This is a genomic window from Methylobacterium sp. Leaf91 (assembly GCF_001422815.1).
Classification (GTDB): Bacteria; Pseudomonadota; Alphaproteobacteria; order Rhizobiales; family Beijerinckiaceae; genus Methylobacterium.
The window spans coordinates 398,925-414,993 of the sequence record NZ_LMMP01000001.1 but is presented as its reverse complement, the minus strand read 5'-3'; the positions used below and the strand labels follow the sequence as shown (position 1 = coordinate 414,993).

Sequence of the window (16,069 nt, the reverse complement as noted above, 5' to 3'; positions counted from 1 at the left end):
ATGCGTGGCACGGCTCGAAGCCCCGACATCGCCCCCTGTGAAAAAGAGGACGATGGGACCGTCGACTTGCATCGTCGGGCCGCCCCGTCCATGCCGTGGCTCCGTCATTTCCATCGAGGACTTGCCCGCCCGGTGTATCGGCTCACCGACATCGCCCTCTCGAATTGGTACCTGATCCGCCGCGAACAGATCCGGATCCGGGGAGCGGCTGCCTTGGTGGGGCCGACGGGGGCCGGCAAGTCGACGATCTTCGACGCTGTCGGTACCGTGCTCGCCGGCAACAACGCCAGCCGCCTCGCCCTCAACGCGTCTGCCTCGGGGCGCAGCGCCCGCACAGTCCGCGATTACTGCCTCGGCTGGATCAGCGACCCCGCCGAAGGCGGCCGTCCCACCCGTGAGGCCTGCGAGACCCTCATCGTCCTCGTCTTCGAGAACGAGACCACCGGACGTGTCGTATCCGTCGGTCTCGCGCTCGCGGCCCGGGCCGAAGACAGTCGCGAGACCACGCTCTCGCGCTTCATCGCGGTCGGACACCGGTTCGAGATCGCCGATTACGTTCGCGAGACCGCCGAGGGCAGATACGTGGCGCCCTGGCCGGAGATCGCAAAGGATCTCCGCATCCGGGCGGACAGGTTCGAGGAGTTCCGCTCATCGGGCGAGCGTTTCACCGCCGACGTCCTGGCGCTGATGCGCGAGGGCGCGCCGAGCCCCGAGCCGCGCCACTTCCTGCGTACGTTCTCCAACGCCGTGGCGTTCAAGCCGATCTTCGATTCCTCCGCCTTCGTGCGCTCATTCGTCCTCGAACCCGAGCCCCTGGACGTCGCGCGCATCCGCCAGTCGGTGGAGAACTGGCGCCGTCTCCTGGAGACCATCGAGGAATTGGAGCGCCGGCTCTCCCATCTCGGCCGAATCCTCAAGCGCTACGAAACCTGGGCGGAAGCCAGCCTCTCGGCCACCCTCGACGAGTTACGAGCGGCCGGCGCCGACCTGCGCCGCCGCATCCTCGACTACAGCCAGGCCCGCTCTCGCCTCGGCGACGTGGCGGAACGCCTGCGCATCGCCCGCGAGAGCGTGAGCACCAGCCAGGGTTTCGTGCGCGAGATCGACGGCGAGATCGCGGGCAAGAAAGCGATGCTGGCCGGGAGCCAGGGGGAGGGGCGGCTCGCCGCCTCCAATGCCGGCCTCGCCATGCTGGCGCGCGACAAGCGCGACCTCGCCACTCGCGTCGCCGATCTGGTGGGGCTGGTGCAGGAGGCGGGCAAGCTCAACGTCGTCTTCTCCGAGATCCAGCGCATCGATCCGGAATCGGCGCGGATCGTGGCCGCCTGCTCGCGCTCCGGCCTGCGCCGCGATGCGCCCCCCGAGGAATCGCTTCGCTCGGACGGACCGCTCGGCCCCCTTCTCACGGCCCTCGCCTCTCTCTCCGACATCGCCACCCCCCTCGATACCGCTGCCGAGGACATGGCCCTGCGTGCCCGCGCCCAGGAGAAGGAGGCGCATGCCCTCTCGGCCGAAGTCGGCAGCGGGCGCGCGGGCGGCGCGCGCCTCTCCTCCGACACGGCCACTTTCCGCGACGAACTCGCCCGGCTCGGGATCGAGGCGACGCCGATCTGCGAACTCGCCGAAATCACCGATCCGAAATGGGGACCGGCTCTGGAGGGCCTGCTCGGAGGCGCCCGCGAAGCTCTCGTCGTCGAACCGGACCGGCTGAATGAGGCTTTCGCCCATCTCGAAGCCCGCAAGAGCCAGTTCTATCGCTGCCTGCTGGTGAAGACGACGGACACCGCGCGCCGCCGGGGCGGGCGCGACGACGAAGGGCCGATCTCGCTGATCGAGACTCGCGATCCCCATGCCCAGGCGTTTCTCGCGGCCCGGCTCGGCGGCTACGATCTCGCCCCCAACGACGCGGCCTTGGCCCATATGAGCCGCGCCGTGGCGCCGAGCGGCCGCTCGACCTCCGGCATGGCCTATTCCGTAGTGCGGCCGGTTCAACTGATGATGACCCGTGGCAGCCGCGGTCCCACGGCGGAGAGCCGGCAGAACCTGGAACACGCGGTCAATGAGGCACGGCGCCTGCGCGGCGCGGCCGGCGTGCTGCGCGAGGCCGCCCGCATTGCCGCCATGCTGCGGGTCCGACTCGCCGACGCCAATCTCGACATCGTCTTCCTGCGCCAGGAGGCTGACGCGATGGAGGGACGGCGACGCAGCCTCACCACCGAGCGTGAAGCCGTGGAGAAGGCCGATACCGGCGCGTTGGAGGCCGAGATCAAGAAGCTCGCCAAGGAGCGATCGGCCTATCTCACCGAACTCGTTCAGGTGCTGGAGCCGAAGCGCGACGCGCTGCTCGGCGAAGAAGCGGGCCTGAAGGCGAAGGTCGCCACCGCGCGGGAGGCGATCCGCGCCGCGCTTCAGGCAAGGCGCGGCGCCCATGCCCGCTGGATCGCGGGGGATTCCGTGCGCATCCGTCTCGTCCGGCCGGACGGGTTCGATCCGCTGGCGGTGGCCAAAGCGCGGGCCGACGCGGCGGGCCTCGAATCCAAGGAGTTGGCGGCTTTGGCCAATGCGGCGCGCGGCGCCGCCCGCGAGGCGATGGAGACGGCGCGCACGCAAGGCCGTGCCGCAGAGCGCGATCTCGCCGAATACTGCGTTCAGTGGCGCATCGAGAACCCCCTGGGTAACGGTGATGCTCCGGCCTCCTTCGGCTTTTCCTGGGTCGCCCGCGCCCATGACGAGGTGGCGGGCCACGAGTTGCGGCGCTACCGCGACCAGGCCGTGCGCGCGGAGAGCGAGATGCGCCGCCTCATGACCGAGGACCTGCTGACTCGCCTCGCCGACAAGTTCGAGCGGGTCCGCACCCGACTCGATGCCCTGAACGAACGTCTCTCGACCCAGACCTTCACCGGCCAGACCTACGCCTTCGAGGCCACCGTCGATCGTCGCTACGCCGCCGTGCATGCCCTCGCCACCGAGGTGGCGCGTTCGGCCGACGCAGCGCAGGCGATCCTGCCGGGGGAGGGCGAGGACGTACCCCCGGGGCCGCTCGCTGCCGCGATCGAGGAGATCACCGCCCTGATCGCCGGGGACGAGAGCGCGGCGCGGCTTGCCGATTACCGCAATTACTTCGTCTACGAGATCGGCATGCGCGACAAGACGGGCAACCGCACCACCATGTCGAACCGGGCCTTGCGTGGCTCGGGAGGCGAGGCGCAGGCGCCGTTCTACGTCGCCATCGCCGCGTCACTCGCCTCGGCCTATTATCCTGGAGACCGGCCCGGCGACGAGAATCCCGGCCTCGGACTCTGTCTTCTCGACGAGGCCTTCTCGAAACTCGACGTGCGCAACTCCCAGGCTTTGGTCGACCTCTACCAAGCCTGGGGATTGCAGCTTCTCATCGCGGCGCCCGAGGACAAGCGCACCACGCTCACCGAGGTGATGGACACCATCGTCACCGTCTACAAGAGCCCGGATCTGACTTCGGTCCGGATCGAGGCCGAGCATCCGCTCGAGGCGGCTAAGCGCGCGCTCGCCGCCATCAACCCGGAACGCCAGGGTATCGAGCGATTCCAGGTCTCCGACGCGGCGGAGTGAGGGGCGTGGCCGGAGGCACCTCCTCACCGTCGCTTTGGCTTCGCCTCTCGCTCACCGAAGGCGTGACGGGGTGCCCTCCGTTCCTTTCCCCGTAGGCGGGAAGAAGGGAGGGGGTGCCTAACGCGACGCGCTTTTCTGTGACGAAGGCGCGATCAGACCCGACGCGAGGCAGCGTTTCGGATCGCGGCGAGAGTCAGGATGGCGGGGGCATCGCTCCCGGTTACCGCGAGGTGATCGGCGCCGCTGGATAGGAGCAGCGCCAGGGCGTCCTTCAACGACGTTTCCGCGGTGACGCCCGGCGCATCACCCGGATCGCCCGGAACCGCGATCGCGCCCGCTTGGCTCAGGGCCAACCGGCGCAAGGCCCGGTCTTCACCGACGAAGCTCTCCACGAATCGGTCGGCTGGGGCTGCGAGCAGGCGGTCCGGCGTGTCGGCCTGGACGATCCGGCCCTCTCGCATGAGCACGACGCGGTCGCCCATCCGCATCGCCTCGTCGATATCGTGGGTGACGATGATCACGGTCTTCTTGAGCCTGCGCAGGATCTCGCCGACCTCTTCCTGAAGCCGGTCGCGGGCGACGGGGTCCACGGCGCCGAAGGGTTCGTCCATGAGGAGCACGTCAGGGTCTGCCGCCAGGGCGCGGGCGACGCCGACGCGCTGGCGCTGGCCACCGGACAATTCGTTGGGCCGTCGCTGGCGATACGCGTCCGGGTCGAGGCCGACGAGGTCGAGCATCTCGTCCACCCGATCTGCGATCCGGGCGCGTGTCCAGCCCAGGAGGCGGGGCACGGTGGCGACGTTCTCGGCGACATTCCGGTGCGGGAACAGACCGATGCCCTGCAGCACGTAACCGATACCACGGCGCAGCCGCACCGGATCGACCTCCGCCACGTCGCGTCCGTCGAGGAGGACACGTCCGGCATCCGGCTCCACCAGACGGTTGACCATGCGCAACGTCGTGGACTTGCCGCAGCCGGAGGGGCCGATGAGGACGCAGGTCGTCCCGGCGGCGATGTCGAGGTCGATCCCGTCGACGGCGGGCCGCTCTGCGCCGGCAAAGCGGCGCGAGACGCCCTCGAACCGGATCATCGACCGAGCCTCGCGGTCTCTGGCGTCAGCAGCCGAGGCAGATCGAGCCCATGGTGGTCCGCATCTTCCGGTCCCAAGCCTTGTCGCGCGCTGCAGATATCTTCTGGGCCTTGAGCATATCGGCTTCGGTGGAGGCCCGATTGAAGGTGGAGCCCGGCGGCTTGGTCACGCCCATGGCAGTGGTCATGCGCTTCGGCGCAGGCTGCTGTGAAATGTTCGAGGGCTGCGCCTGAACGGGCACGGCGACGAGCAGGCCCAGACAGACGGACGCGGCAAGGAAGCGTGTCATGATCAATCTCGACTTTTGAAACATATAATGACGCAGTAGCAGGCCGCGGATACCAGCGTTCCCGGTCCGCCATGCTTGGTCCGCCATGACGGCAAGGTTATGGCTTTCCGAGGCGGTCTACTGACGACAGCGCAGACAGTGCCGAATCCTCACGCGGTCTTGCGTGTGCCAGCGCACCGGTCGATCATCGGTTGTCCTCAGCTGCGTCAGGCGAGGTGGGACGTATCGGCCGGAACGCGACCAGGGTCATGTCGTCCCGGCGGCTCTCGAGCCCCCGATAGGCAACGAGCTCAGCCTCGAGAATGCTGATCTGCCGGCGGAGTTCCTCGTCGCGGCTGCGAACGAGAATATCCGACACGCCACGATGCCCGAGGAGCCGGCGTTGCGCGCCGGGGGGGGCCATCTGGTCGGTGAGGCCGTCGGTCATCAGGTAGAAGGTGTCGCCCGGCGCCACGTCCAGAATGATGTCCTCGGTCGTGAACCGGGTGCTCCCGTGCCGTGGGTAGCCGAGCCCGTGCCGCGCGCCCCTGATCCGGGTGAGGCCCGCTTCCGTGATGCTGGTGAGCGCCAGTCCGGCGCCGGCGAAGCTCAGCCTTCGTGCCGCGGGGTCCCAGATGCACACGCCGCAATCGAGCCCATCGTCGGATTCCGCACCGCGCCCGTCCTGGCGCAACTGGACGCGGACCATTTCGTCGAGGGCCGTCAGGATCTCGGCGGGCGAGCGCAGGCCGCGCTCGTGCAGCAGCCGGTCGAGCGCGGTGGCGACGATGAGGGTGATGAAGGCGCCCGGCACCCCGTGGCCGGTGCAATCGGCCACCACGACGATGCTGAGGTCGTCGAGGCGTTCCAGCCAGAAATAGTCGCCGCCGACTTGATGCAGTGGCTCCCACAGAACGGCGACGTCAATGCCGGCGCCGGCCAGTGCCGCCCGGTCGGGCAGGACGGAGGTCTGGATCCGGCGGGCGTAGCCAATGCTCTCCATCACCTGATTGTTGGCGTCCGCGAGCTTGGCATGAGCCTGTTCGAGCTCGGCGAGAAGCTGCTTCGCCTCGTCGCCGGCGCGCAGGCCCTCTACCATACGGTTGAAGGCCGAGGAGATGACGTCGATCTCGTTGCTGGCCCGGACGGCACCGTCGAACTCCACCAACGACCAGCGTTTGTGCTCGACCTCGCGCATGGCGAGCAGCAGTCGCTTCAGGGGGGCGAGGACGTGTTTGCGGACATTGGCATGGAGGGTCAGCACGAAGGCGAGCATCAGGATGAGGGTCGCCCCCAACGCCAGGAGCGCCTGTTTCTCGGCGTTGCGGCGCAGGGCTTCGGTGGACAATCCCAGCGTCAGTCGCCCCGCGGATTCTGCGCGCCCCGCCGCCGTGACGGTGCTGGAGGCGCGGATGAGTTCGAGGCCCCGACCGGCCGGTATCTCGCCGACGGACATCACCAGTCCGCCTGCCGCGTTCCAGGCGCGCACGAACTGGAAGGCCGGATCGAGGGTGAGGGCCTGGATCTGCGCCGTGTAGACGTCCGGGCGCTCGCTCCAATCGGGGCGGGCAATGGAATGGGCGGTCAGGGTGACGAGGAGGTTCGCCCGTTCGGTATAGAGCCTGAGGCTGTCGGTGTAGTTCACCCAGGCGATGCCGATCTGCGTCGCCAGCACAACGATGGCGATCACCGGGTAGATCCGCAGGAACAGGGTGTGGGCCAGACTGTCGAGGTCGCGTCCCTGCGCAGAGCCGCGCAGCGCCCCAGGCCGCATCGTGCCGGGCGCGGATGCCGAGGCGTCGGCGAAACCGGCGAGTTCCCGGAATTCGTCGCCGCTCAGGGGACCGCCGCCCCTCAAGGAGCGCTTGCGGGGGGGAGAACCGACGGCGGGCGATGCCACCTTGCCCCCCGGATCGGAGGTCATGGCGGCGAGACGGTCCGGATCGAGCTGCGGAACGAGCGGACGCAGCCGCGTCCGGCATGTTTGGCGGCGTAAAGCGCGGCATCGGCCCGGCCGAGCGTCTGTTCGAAGGTCTCGGTTCCCTCGATGGCCGCGACGCCGATGCTGACGGAGAGTGCCAGCGGTCCGCCGGGCCATTCCACGCCGGTCTCGTCGACGAGACGGCACAAGTCCTCGGCGACCACGAGCCCGGCATCGGGTTCGATCTCGGTGAGCAGGATCGCGAATTCCTCGCCGCCCATGCGGCCGATCACGTCCACCTTGCGCAGCCGCTTGCGACAGGTCTCGACGAAGCAGATGAGAGCCGCGTCCCCGGCGGCATGGCCGAACTCGTCGTTGAGCCGCTTGAACCGGTCGAGATCCGCCATGAGGAGGCAGGCGGGAACTCGGTCGCGTTCGTATCTCAGCCATTCACGCCGGCTGATTTCCATGAAGCGGCGACGGTTCACCGCGCCGGTGAGATCGTCGGTATCGGCCAGGCTCCTCAGCTTGGCTTCGAGACGGGTCCGATTCTCGATCTCGCCGGACAGCGCCTCGTTGAGGGCCTGGAGGTCGCGCTGCTGCTCCGCGAGGCGGCGGTTCGCCCTCTGCAGGTCGAACTGCATCCGGTCGCTCAACCTCACGAGGCGGCGCTGCTCGTCATAGCTGCGGCGGTAGGCCTCGGCGAGCTGCTGGACGCCGCCCGCGACCTGCGCCAGGCCCGCCAGCATTCCGTCGGTCTTCACCAGGACCGCTTCCTCGGTATCGTAAAGGCTGAACGCTTCGCCGACGGCGGGTGGATCGCCGATCTGCGCAACGATCTCAGGCTTGGTCTTCATCCGCATCAGTGCCCCGTCTGCGCGGTCTCGACGAGATCGAACCGTGCGTGGGTGAAGTCCGACGCGAAATCCTCCCCGGCCTCGGCGATGGTCTCGTCCCCCTCGGCATGGAGCCAGCGGATGGTGACGCTACGCCCTGCCTCGGCGGCGTCTTCGAGAGGCATGAACAGGTTCATCAGGCCCTTCGCGCTCGAAGAGTTGAAATAGACGAGGGCGACTTCGAACACGATCGGATCCGTGCTCGATGCGGCGAGGTAGGTCCGCAAGGCCTGGAGCAGGGGGCCGAAGAAGGCCGCGGCATCCTCCGGGTACGATTCACCGGCCAGCCTGAAACGGCCGGCGGCGAAGTCGAAATCCACCTCGGGGGATCGGGGGGTGGCTGGAATCTGAATCCGGTCCATTGCTGGGGCGCCGTCAGATGAAGGCTTTGAGGCAGAACAGACTGCGCTCGCTGCCAAGGTCGTGAAATTCGAACTCGACCGGTGCGCTCGACCGGCGGGCGATCTCGATCAGCCCGATGCTGCCGCCCAGACTGCCTTCATCGGGGGCCTGGCGTAACTTTTCGCGGTAGAAACGCTTGAGTTCTTCGCTCGACATGCCGGCAATATGGTCCAATCGCTCGCGCAGGATAGCGGCATCGGCCTTGGGAATCTCGTTGCCGCACACGACGAAGAAATGTCCGTTCTCGACGCCCACAACGATCATTCCCGCGCTGATCATACCGCCGGAGGCCCGGTCCGTGGGAAGTTTGTCGGCCGAATACCGGATGATGTTCTGGGCCTGCTCGACGAAGATCGAGAACACCCGCTTGGCGATGGTGGCGTCCGTCTCACCCTGGATCATCCGAAGCTTCAGGACTTCCCCGAGCGAGAACAGGACATTCTCCGAAAGGTCGCCGCCGAACGAAAGGATGATGCCGTTGCGCTTCGACGTCTCGAAGAAGGATTTGAAATCCTGCGCGAGCAATGCGTCCTCCCTGGACAAGGCGGATGGTGATGCCGGAGCGGCGTCCAAGCACACGATCCGGAAGCATTAGCTCCAAAGCGTCTACGGAGAGTTATCGCTCCGGCGCTCGCCCGAGAGAAGCACAATTCGTTCCACCCGATTAACCACGGTGTGCCGGGCCAGGGTCCGTCATGATCCGGAAGGGGGACTTCCCAATTCCGAAGTCTTGTCGTCAAGTCATGAGCCGTTGAGCCGACCGGTCGAGAGAAACAATTTATAGGGATTTGACACTGTAGAAGTCGCGGGTGCGCGTTGGCGTGGGCACGAATCCAGACCTCGTCGGTCTGAAGTGGATCGGATCGTGACGCAAGAGAAGTCCGTCCTCATCGTATCGGATCGGCCGGACCGGGTAAGGCTGCTGGCGCGCGCCATCACCACGATTCTCCCTTGCCGCAGCGTCCTCGGCGACCAGTCGATACCCGCCATCCTCCCCGTCGTCGCAGTCATCGACATGGACCCTCGGGAAGGCGTGGCGGCAGCCTGGGCGACCCGCCTCCTCATGTTGCGCGTACCCTGCCTCGTCCTCACCGGCTCGCCTGCCGACATCCCGCACAAGGCGAATCCGGCCCTGCGCATCGCCGCGGCCGATACTCCGCGCCCGACCATCCTCTCCCTCCTCCTCAGCCTGATCGACGCCGGCCGGAAGATGCGGACACGGCGCGACGGCGAGAACGCCGCTGTGGAAGCGAAGGCGCATCGCGCCTGTTCGGTCGTGGCGGGCATGTTCCATGCGGCGCAATTCGACCAGTCGATCTCGGCCGACGAGGTCGATGCCGGCACAGACGTCATTCTGGAAGCTGTCTCGGAGGGGGGGATCCGTGCGTGGCTCGACGTGCTCGGACGCTACGACGAGTTGCTCTATCAGCACTCCCTCAGCGTCGCCGGGTTCGCCGCGGCCTTTGGCTTCCACCTTGGGATTCCGCGGGCCGACCGGAAGCGCCTGACCAAGGCCGCGCTGCTGCACGATATCGGCAAGGCCAAGATCCCCCTCGCCATCCTCAACAAGCCCGGCGCGCTGACCTCGGACGAACTGGCCATCATGCGGACTCACGCCGCCGCCGGCGCCGACATGCTCACCGGGCAGGAAGGGTTCGATCCCGCGATGCTCGATGTGGTCAGGCATCACCATGAGATGCTCGACGGCAGCGGTTACCCGTCCGGCCTCACCGGCGATGCGATTTCCGATCTCGTCCGCCTCGTGACGATCTGCGACATCCACTCCGCCCTCACCGAACGGCGCGCCTATCGCAAGCCGCTCCCGCATGCCGAAGCCCATGCCATCATGCTCGGGATGACGGGCAAGCTCGACATGCCGCTCCTGCGGGCCTTCCTGCCCATCGTCAGGCTCTCGACCCCCGACGACGCCCTGGTCTAGGGATTGCGGCGTTCGATTTACCGAACCCGGACCCGTTTGCGGGACCCGTTCACTTGGATCGATGTCGCAGGACGGCCGCGATTTTTGCAAAAAAGTTCTAGTTCAAAAGTTTTATCTCTTCGTGTGAGATCTAAGCGAAGACCCATCTCCCTCACCTTGTTCTTTTAAAAGCACGTTTCGTTGACCCGGATCGTCGCTGCGATCACAGTTCGGCAACGATGCCGGGGCGCATTCGACGATCGGACGGAACGGTCTGATCGATGCCCCCGGCACATTCCCGAACCCGATCGGTAGGCGCTCGATGTCTCTACAAGGCAGCTCTTTCTCAGGCCCGCTCCCCCGCATCGTCGGCTTCAGCGCCAATCTCCAGCGTCCCTCCAAGACGCGGGCGCTCGTCGAAGCGGTGGCCGAGGCGACCGGTGCGCGGCTCCGCGCCGATATCCGCCTGTTCGACGTCGTCGATGCCGGGACCGGCCTCGGCGCGGCCTGGTCGCGCGATCAGCTTTCGCTGCCGGCCCGGCGTATCCTGGAGGCGATCGAGAACGCCGATGCGCTCATCGTCGGGACGCCGGTCTACAAGGGCGCCTATACCGGCCTGTTCAAGCACCTGTTCGACTTCGTCGATCCGGCGGCTCTCGTGGGCAAGCCCGTCGTGCTGTCGGCCACGGGCGGAGGCGCGCGTCACGCCCTCGTCGTCGAGCATTCCCTTCGGCCTCTCTTCGGCTTCTTCAGCGCGCAGACCGTCCCGACCTCCGTCTATGGCAGCGACGCGGATTTCTCCGACGGAATCCTCGTCGACGAGGGCGTGCGGGGCCGCGTTTCCGATGCCGCGTCCCAGCTCGCTGCGCTGCTCGGCGCACGGGCGAAGCCCTCGGCTTCGTTCGAGGCCGCGCCGGCCGCCGCCTTCGCCGCTCCGAACCGATAGCCCCCTCGGACGACCGGGGGCGCCGGCCGGGCGATGCGCCCGACGGCGCCGAGATCGGCGCCTCCTACAGAGCCTCAGTCAGCAAGGGCTGGACACATGCCACGGAAGACAACCATCGGTTCCGACATCCTCGGCCGCCTGACACCCTGGCTCGTGCCGGTGGCGATCATCGCCGGCTGGCAGGCGGCGGCCTCGACCGGCCTCGTTTCCACCCGCTTCATGCCCGCGCCCTCGGACGTGATCGCCGCGGGCTGGCAGGCGAGCAAGACCGGTGAGCTTTGGGCCAATCTCTGGATCAGCTTCCTGCGGGCGGCCGTCGGCTTCCTCATCGGTGGCAGCATCGGCTTCGCCCTCGGTCTCGCCAACGGCCTGTCGCAGCTTTCCGAGAAGCTCACCGACACGACCCTGCAGATGGTGCGCAACATCCCGCACCTGTCGCTGATCCCCCTGGTCATTCTCTGGTTCGGCATCGACGAGGAGGCCAAGCTCTTCCTCGTGGCCATCGGCGTATTCTTCCCGATCTACGCCAACACCCTGCACGGCATCCGCTCGGTGGATCCGCAACTGGTGGAGATGGGCCGGGTCTACGGCATGTCGCCCACGACCCTGTTCCTTCGGGTGGTCCTGCCCGGTGCGCTGCCTTCGATCTTCGTCGGCCTGCGCTACGCGCTCGGCATCATGTGGCTCACGCTCATCGTCGCCGAGACGATCTCGGCCTCGTCCGGCCTCGGCTACATGGCGATGCAGGCGCGTGAGTTCATGCTGGTGGACGTGGTGGTGCTGGCCATCGTCATCTACGCCCTCCTCGGCAAGATCGCCGACACCCTGACCCGGCTGCTGGAGCGTTCGTTCCTCGCCTGGAACCCGGCCTATCGGAATATCTGAGGGGCATCGACCCGACGTGCCCCTGTTCTTCGATCAACCCTACGGACGACGTCCATGACCGCCTCCACCCTGCTTCGGGCGTCCGACGCCCCTCTCGCGCCGCCCCGCGAGGTGCCCGTCGCTCCCCCGCTCCGCCAGTCCACGCGTCCTGCGGCGACCGCAGGCACAGGGGTCGCCGTCACCCTGCGCGGCTTGGCGAAATCCTTCGACGGTCATCAGGTGATCAAGGGGCTCGACCTGCACATCCCGGCGGGCCAGTTCGTGGCCATCGTCGGCCGTTCGGGCTGCGGCAAGAGCACCTTGCTGCGCCTGATTCTCGGGCTCGAACAGCCGAGCGCGGGGCGGATCGACCTGAAGAACCCAGGTGCGCGCTCGGCTACCAAGCGCATCATGTTCCAAGAGCCGCGCCTGCTGCCCTGGGCCCGGGTCGCCGACAACGTCGCCGTGGGGCTCGGCGGGGCCGGGCGGCGCCAGGAACGGCGCGAGCGGGCCGCGTCCGTGCTGGCCGAGGTCGGCCTCACCGACAAGGCCGGCAACTGGCCGGCCACCCTCTCCGGCGGCCAGCGCCAGCGCGTCGCCCTGGCGCGCGCCCTCGTCAGCCGGCCGGGCCTGCTCGCCCTCGACGAGCCTCTCGGTGCACTGGACGCCCTGACGCGCATCGACATGCAGGACATGATCGAGCGGATCTGGCGCAACCAGGGCTTCACCGCCATCCTTGTCACCCACGACGTCGCCGAGGCGGCAGCCATGGCCGACCGCATCCTCGTGGTGGAGGAGGGCCGCGTCGCCCTCGACCTGACCGTGGACGTGCCCCGCCCGCGCCGGCGCGGCGACCCCGAACTCGCGCGGCTGGAAGGCCGTATCCTCGACCATCTGCTGAAGGACCGTGCCCCGGTCTGATCCCCGGACGCGCGCGATCCCACCGGCACAACACCAGGAGCATCCCATGACCGCAGAGACCGACGTCCTCTGGTTCCTTCCCACCCATGGCGACGGCCGCTACCTCGGCGCGCAGGAAGGCGCCCGCGACGTGTCGCTGGCCTATCTCCGCCAGATCGCGCAGGCCGCGGACGAGCTCGGCTATTACGGCGTGCTGCTGCCCACCGGCCGCTCCTGCGAGGATTCCTGGGTCATCGCCTCGGCTCTCGCCGCCCTGACGAAGCGCCTGCGTTTCCTCGTGGCGGTGCGTCCCGGCCTTCAGGAGCCGTCCATGGCCGCCCGCATGGCCGCGACCCTGGACCGGATCTCTGACGGGCGCCTCCTCATCAACGTCGTCACCGGCGGCGACCCGGTGGAGCTGCGCGGCGACGGCGTCTTCCTCGACCATGACGAGCGCTACGTCGTCACCGACGAGTTCCTGCATGTCTGGCGCGGGCTGATGTCCGGCGAGACGGTGAATTACGAAGGCAAGCATCTCAAGGTGGAGGACGGCCGGCTCATCTTCCCGCCGGTCCAGAAACCCTATCCGCCGCTGTATTTCGGCGGCTCCTCGCCGGCTGGCATCGAAGTCGCGGCCGAGCATTGCGAAGTCTACCTGACCTGGGGCGAGCCTCCGGCGGGCGTCGCCGAGAAGATCGCCAAGGCGAAGGAAGCCGCCGACCGCAAGGGCAAGACCTTCTCCTACGGCATCCGCCTCCACGTCATCGTCCGCGAGACCGAGGGCGAAGCCTGGGCGGCGGCCGAGAACCTGATCTCGCGCCTCGACGACGAGACCATCGCGCGGGCGCAGGCCACTCTCAAGCGCCAGGATTCCGTGGGCCAGAGCCGGATGATGGCGCTCCATGGCGGCGACCGCACAAAGCTCGAAGTCTCGCCCAACCTCTGGGCCGGCGTCGGTCTCGTGCGCGGCGGCGCCGGCACGGCGCTCGTCGGCTCGGCCGATCAGGTGGCGGACCGGATGAAGGAGTATATCGACCTCGGGATCGATCGCTTCATCCTCTCCGGCTATCCGCATCTGGAGGAGGCCTACCGCTTCGCCGAACTCGTTTTCCCGAAGCTGCCGCTTCGCGCCACCACCGGTGTTCCCCCGAGCAACGCCCGCAACAACGGCCCGTTCGGCGAAGTCATCGCCAACGACATCGTCCCCAGCCGCCGCATCGCGGCGCATTGAGGGATAGCATCGCCTCTCCCCGCTCGCGGGGACAGGGCTGCGGCGACCCCGTCGTCGGCGCGGCGAGGCGGCAGCCGATGTGAGGGGCTGACGCCGAAGGAGGTTCCTCCGGTGAGTCCCCCTCACCCTCGTTCCGGCTTGGCCTGCACTCACCGGATGCACGACAAGGTGCATCCGGTCCTCTCCCCGCCCACGGGGAGAGGCAGCGCTCTCACCGGGCATCTGTTCCAAACGCTGTACGAGGACATTCCATGCCCCGTTCCACCGCGCGCACCCTCTCCCCGCCTCGGCAGACGACCCTCGCCTTCCTCACCGCCCTCGCGTTCCTGATCCTCGGCACGCTGCTGGCGCGCGCCGAGGACAAGGTCATCCGCATCGGCTACCAGAAATACGGCACGCTGGTCCTGCTGAAGGGCAAGGGCCTGCTGGAGAAGAAGCTGGCGCCGCTCGGCTACCGGGTGAGCTGGGCCGAGTTCCCCTCGGGGCCGCCGCTGCTGGAGGCGCTGAATGCCGGGGCCATCGATCTCGGCTCGGCCGGGGAGGCGCCGCCGATCTTCGGGCAGGCCAACAACCCGGATTTCCTCTACGTCGCCCACGAGCCGGCGGCACCGCTCGGCGAGGCGATCCTCGTCGCCAAGGACAGCCCGATCAAGACCGTCGCCGATCTGCGCGGCAAGAAGATCGCCCTGAACAAGGGCTCGAACGTCCATTACTTCCTGGTCGAGGCCTTGGCGAAGGCCGGCGTGCCCTACGAGGCGGTGACGCCGGTCTTCCTGGCGCCCGGCGACGCGATCGCGGCCTTCTCGCGCGGTGCCGTCGATGCCTGGGTGATCTGGGACCCCTTTCTCGCCTCGGGCGAGCGGGCCACCGGCGCGCGGACTCTCGTCAATGGGACCGACATCGTGCCGAACCGGCAGTTCTACCTGTCGACCCGCCCATTCTCCGACGCCAACAAGGAGGCGCTCGATACCACCCTCGCGGCGATCGGCGAGATCGACGCCTGGGCCAAGGACAATACCGACGCGGTGGCAGGCGAACTGGCCCCCGCCATCGGCATCCCGGCGCCGATCCTCACAATCGCCCTCAAGCGGCTGACCTACGGCGTGACCCCGCTGGACGCGGCCGTGATCGCCGACCAGCAGAAGGTGGCCGACACGTTCCACCGCCTCGGCCTGCTGCCCAAGCCCATCACGGTCTCCGACGCCGTGCGGAAATCCGGGAGCTGATGGGGCTCTACCGCCCGGCCGGCGCCGACATGAGCCGGCGCAGGACAAGGTGGGTCGTCCCGCACAGGACGAGGGGGATGACGACGAGAAGGCTCGCGAACCAGGCCCAGGCCGGCATCATCGTCTGGGCGACGGCGTCGCTCATGCCCCAGACGTAGTTGATGTTGACGGGGTCCAGCCCGGCATCGGGGCGCGGACCGGGCATCAGGAAGAAGCACACGAACAGCACCGCGACTGCGAGGCCGGACCATGCCGCCCAGGCACGCCGGTCATAGCCGAGGCGCCAGACCAGGTAGACGAGCAGGAACGGCAGCCAGCCGTGGAACAGCGAGAGCCCGCGCAGGAACAGCGGGTTCTCGGCCTTGAACATGTAGGCGGTCATGCCGGTGAGCGACACGCCGCCGAGTTCGGCGAGAAAATCTACCACCCAGAGCAACTGGGGTGCCAGGATGCCCACCGTCGGCATGGAGACCAGGAGCGGGCTCTCCCGCCAGATCCCCACCAGGGTGAGCAGCAGGGCGACGTCGCAGAAATAGAGGAAGTTGGTCGGCCCGTACCAACTCCAGTAGACGGGCACGAGCACCGCCATGAAGGCCGTATAGGCGAGCTTGAGGGCTAGCGGCAGGCGTTGTGCGCTCGCCGGTTCGAGAGAGGCGGCGGCGTCGGCCAGGGTCGCTTCCGCGACCGCGAGGGGATCGGTCGCCGGGACCATGCTACCGCTCATGTCCGATCCTCATTCATGTCCGCCGCCCCTTCGTCCGTCGAATCGATCGGCCGCTTCAAAGCTTGGCCCAGGCGGAGGACACACGAATTCGCGA

14 protein-coding genes are annotated in these 16,069 nt (G+C 67.9%); 7 read left to right on the top strand and 7 right to left on the bottom strand.

The window, feature by feature from the left end:
- Positions 1–132 precede the first annotated feature (132 nt).
- A complete protein-coding gene (locus tag ASF32_RS01775; RefSeq protein ID WP_056422729.1) occupies positions 133–3,588 on the top strand; it encodes an SbcC/MukB-like Walker B domain-containing protein in 3,456 nt (1,151 codons plus the stop codon).
- A gap of 152 nt (positions 3,589–3,740) precedes the next feature.
- Here the strand turns inward: ASF32_RS01775 and ASF32_RS01770 are convergent, their stop codons facing one another.
- From ASF32_RS01770 to ASF32_RS01745, 6 genes are all read right to left on the bottom strand, one after another.
- Positions 3,741–4,679 (bottom strand): ABC transporter ATP-binding protein, encoded by a 939-nt coding sequence (locus ASF32_RS01770; RefSeq protein ID WP_056422724.1) that lies wholly within the window; start codon positions 4,677–4,679, stop codon positions 3,741–3,743.
- A 25-nt stretch (positions 4,680–4,704) separates the two neighbouring features.
- A complete protein-coding gene (locus ASF32_RS01765) occupies positions 4,705–4,974 on the bottom strand; it encodes a hypothetical protein (protein WP_056423304.1) in 270 nt (89 codons plus the stop codon).
- Between the two features lie 178 nt (positions 4,975–5,152).
- Positions 5,153–6,871 carry a SpoIIE family protein phosphatase gene (locus tag ASF32_RS01760; protein WP_056422721.1) on the bottom strand — a complete coding sequence of 573 codons (1,719 nt, stop codon included), beginning with the start codon at positions 6,869–6,871 and terminating at the stop codon, positions 5,153–5,155.
- Entirely contained in the window at positions 6,868–7,725 is an 858-nt protein-coding gene (locus tag ASF32_RS01755; RefSeq protein WP_056423301.1) for a GGDEF domain-containing protein, read from the bottom strand. The genes ASF32_RS01760 and ASF32_RS01755 overlap by 4 nt, the downstream gene beginning before the upstream one ends.
- Before the next feature lie 5 nt (positions 7,726–7,730).
- Positions 7,731–8,126, bottom strand: coding sequence for a DUF1987 domain-containing protein (locus ASF32_RS01750; RefSeq protein WP_056422718.1), 396 nt, complete (start codon positions 8,124–8,126; stop codon positions 7,731–7,733).
- Between the two features lie 13 nt (positions 8,127–8,139).
- Positions 8,140–8,691 (bottom strand): SiaB family protein kinase, encoded by a 552-nt coding sequence (locus tag ASF32_RS01745; RefSeq protein WP_056422713.1) that lies wholly within the window; start codon positions 8,689–8,691, stop codon positions 8,140–8,142.
- A gap of 340 nt (positions 8,692–9,031) precedes the next feature.
- Here ASF32_RS01745 and ASF32_RS01740 point away from each other — a divergent pair, with 340 nt between their 5' ends.
- The 6 genes from ASF32_RS01740 to ASF32_RS01715 all read left to right on the top strand — a co-directional run bounded on the left by ASF32_RS01740 (position 9,032) and on the right by ASF32_RS01715 (position 15,251).
- On the top strand, positions 9,032–10,105 hold the full coding sequence (locus ASF32_RS01740; RefSeq protein ID WP_244478194.1) for an HD domain-containing phosphohydrolase: 1,074 nt from the start codon (positions 9,032–9,034) through the stop codon (positions 10,103–10,105).
- Between the two features lie 301 nt (positions 10,106–10,406).
- The gene (msuE, locus tag ASF32_RS01735; RefSeq protein WP_056422709.1) at positions 10,407–11,030 is read left to right on the top strand and encodes an FMN reductase; all 624 of its coding nucleotides are present in this window, start codon (positions 10,407–10,409) and stop codon (positions 11,028–11,030) included.
- A gap of 96 nt (positions 11,031–11,126) precedes the next feature.
- Positions 11,127–11,915 (top strand): aliphatic sulfonate ABC transporter permease SsuC, encoded by a 789-nt coding sequence (gene ssuC, locus ASF32_RS01730; RefSeq protein WP_056422707.1) that lies wholly within the window; start codon positions 11,127–11,129, stop codon positions 11,913–11,915.
- Between the two features lie 54 nt (positions 11,916–11,969).
- The gene (locus tag ASF32_RS01725; protein ID WP_056422704.1) at positions 11,970–12,815 is read left to right on the top strand and encodes an ATP-binding cassette domain-containing protein; all 846 of its coding nucleotides are present in this window, start codon (positions 11,970–11,972) and stop codon (positions 12,813–12,815) included.
- Between the two features lie 46 nt (positions 12,816–12,861).
- Positions 12,862–14,025, top strand: coding sequence for an FMNH2-dependent alkanesulfonate monooxygenase (gene ssuD / locus ASF32_RS01720; protein WP_056422701.1), 1,164 nt, complete (start codon positions 12,862–12,864; stop codon positions 14,023–14,025).
- Positions 14,026–14,276: 251 nt separating this feature from the next.
- The gene (locus tag ASF32_RS01715; protein WP_056422699.1) at positions 14,277–15,251 is read left to right on the top strand and encodes a sulfonate ABC transporter substrate-binding protein; all 975 of its coding nucleotides are present in this window, start codon (positions 14,277–14,279) and stop codon (positions 15,249–15,251) included.
- A 7-nt stretch (positions 15,252–15,258) separates the two neighbouring features.
- Here ASF32_RS01715 and ASF32_RS01710 read toward each other — a convergent pair whose 3' ends face one another.
- Positions 15,259–15,975 (bottom strand): hypothetical protein, encoded by a 717-nt coding sequence (locus ASF32_RS01710; protein WP_200919014.1) that lies wholly within the window; start codon positions 15,973–15,975, stop codon positions 15,259–15,261.
- Between the last annotated feature and the right edge of the window lie 94 nt (positions 15,976–16,069).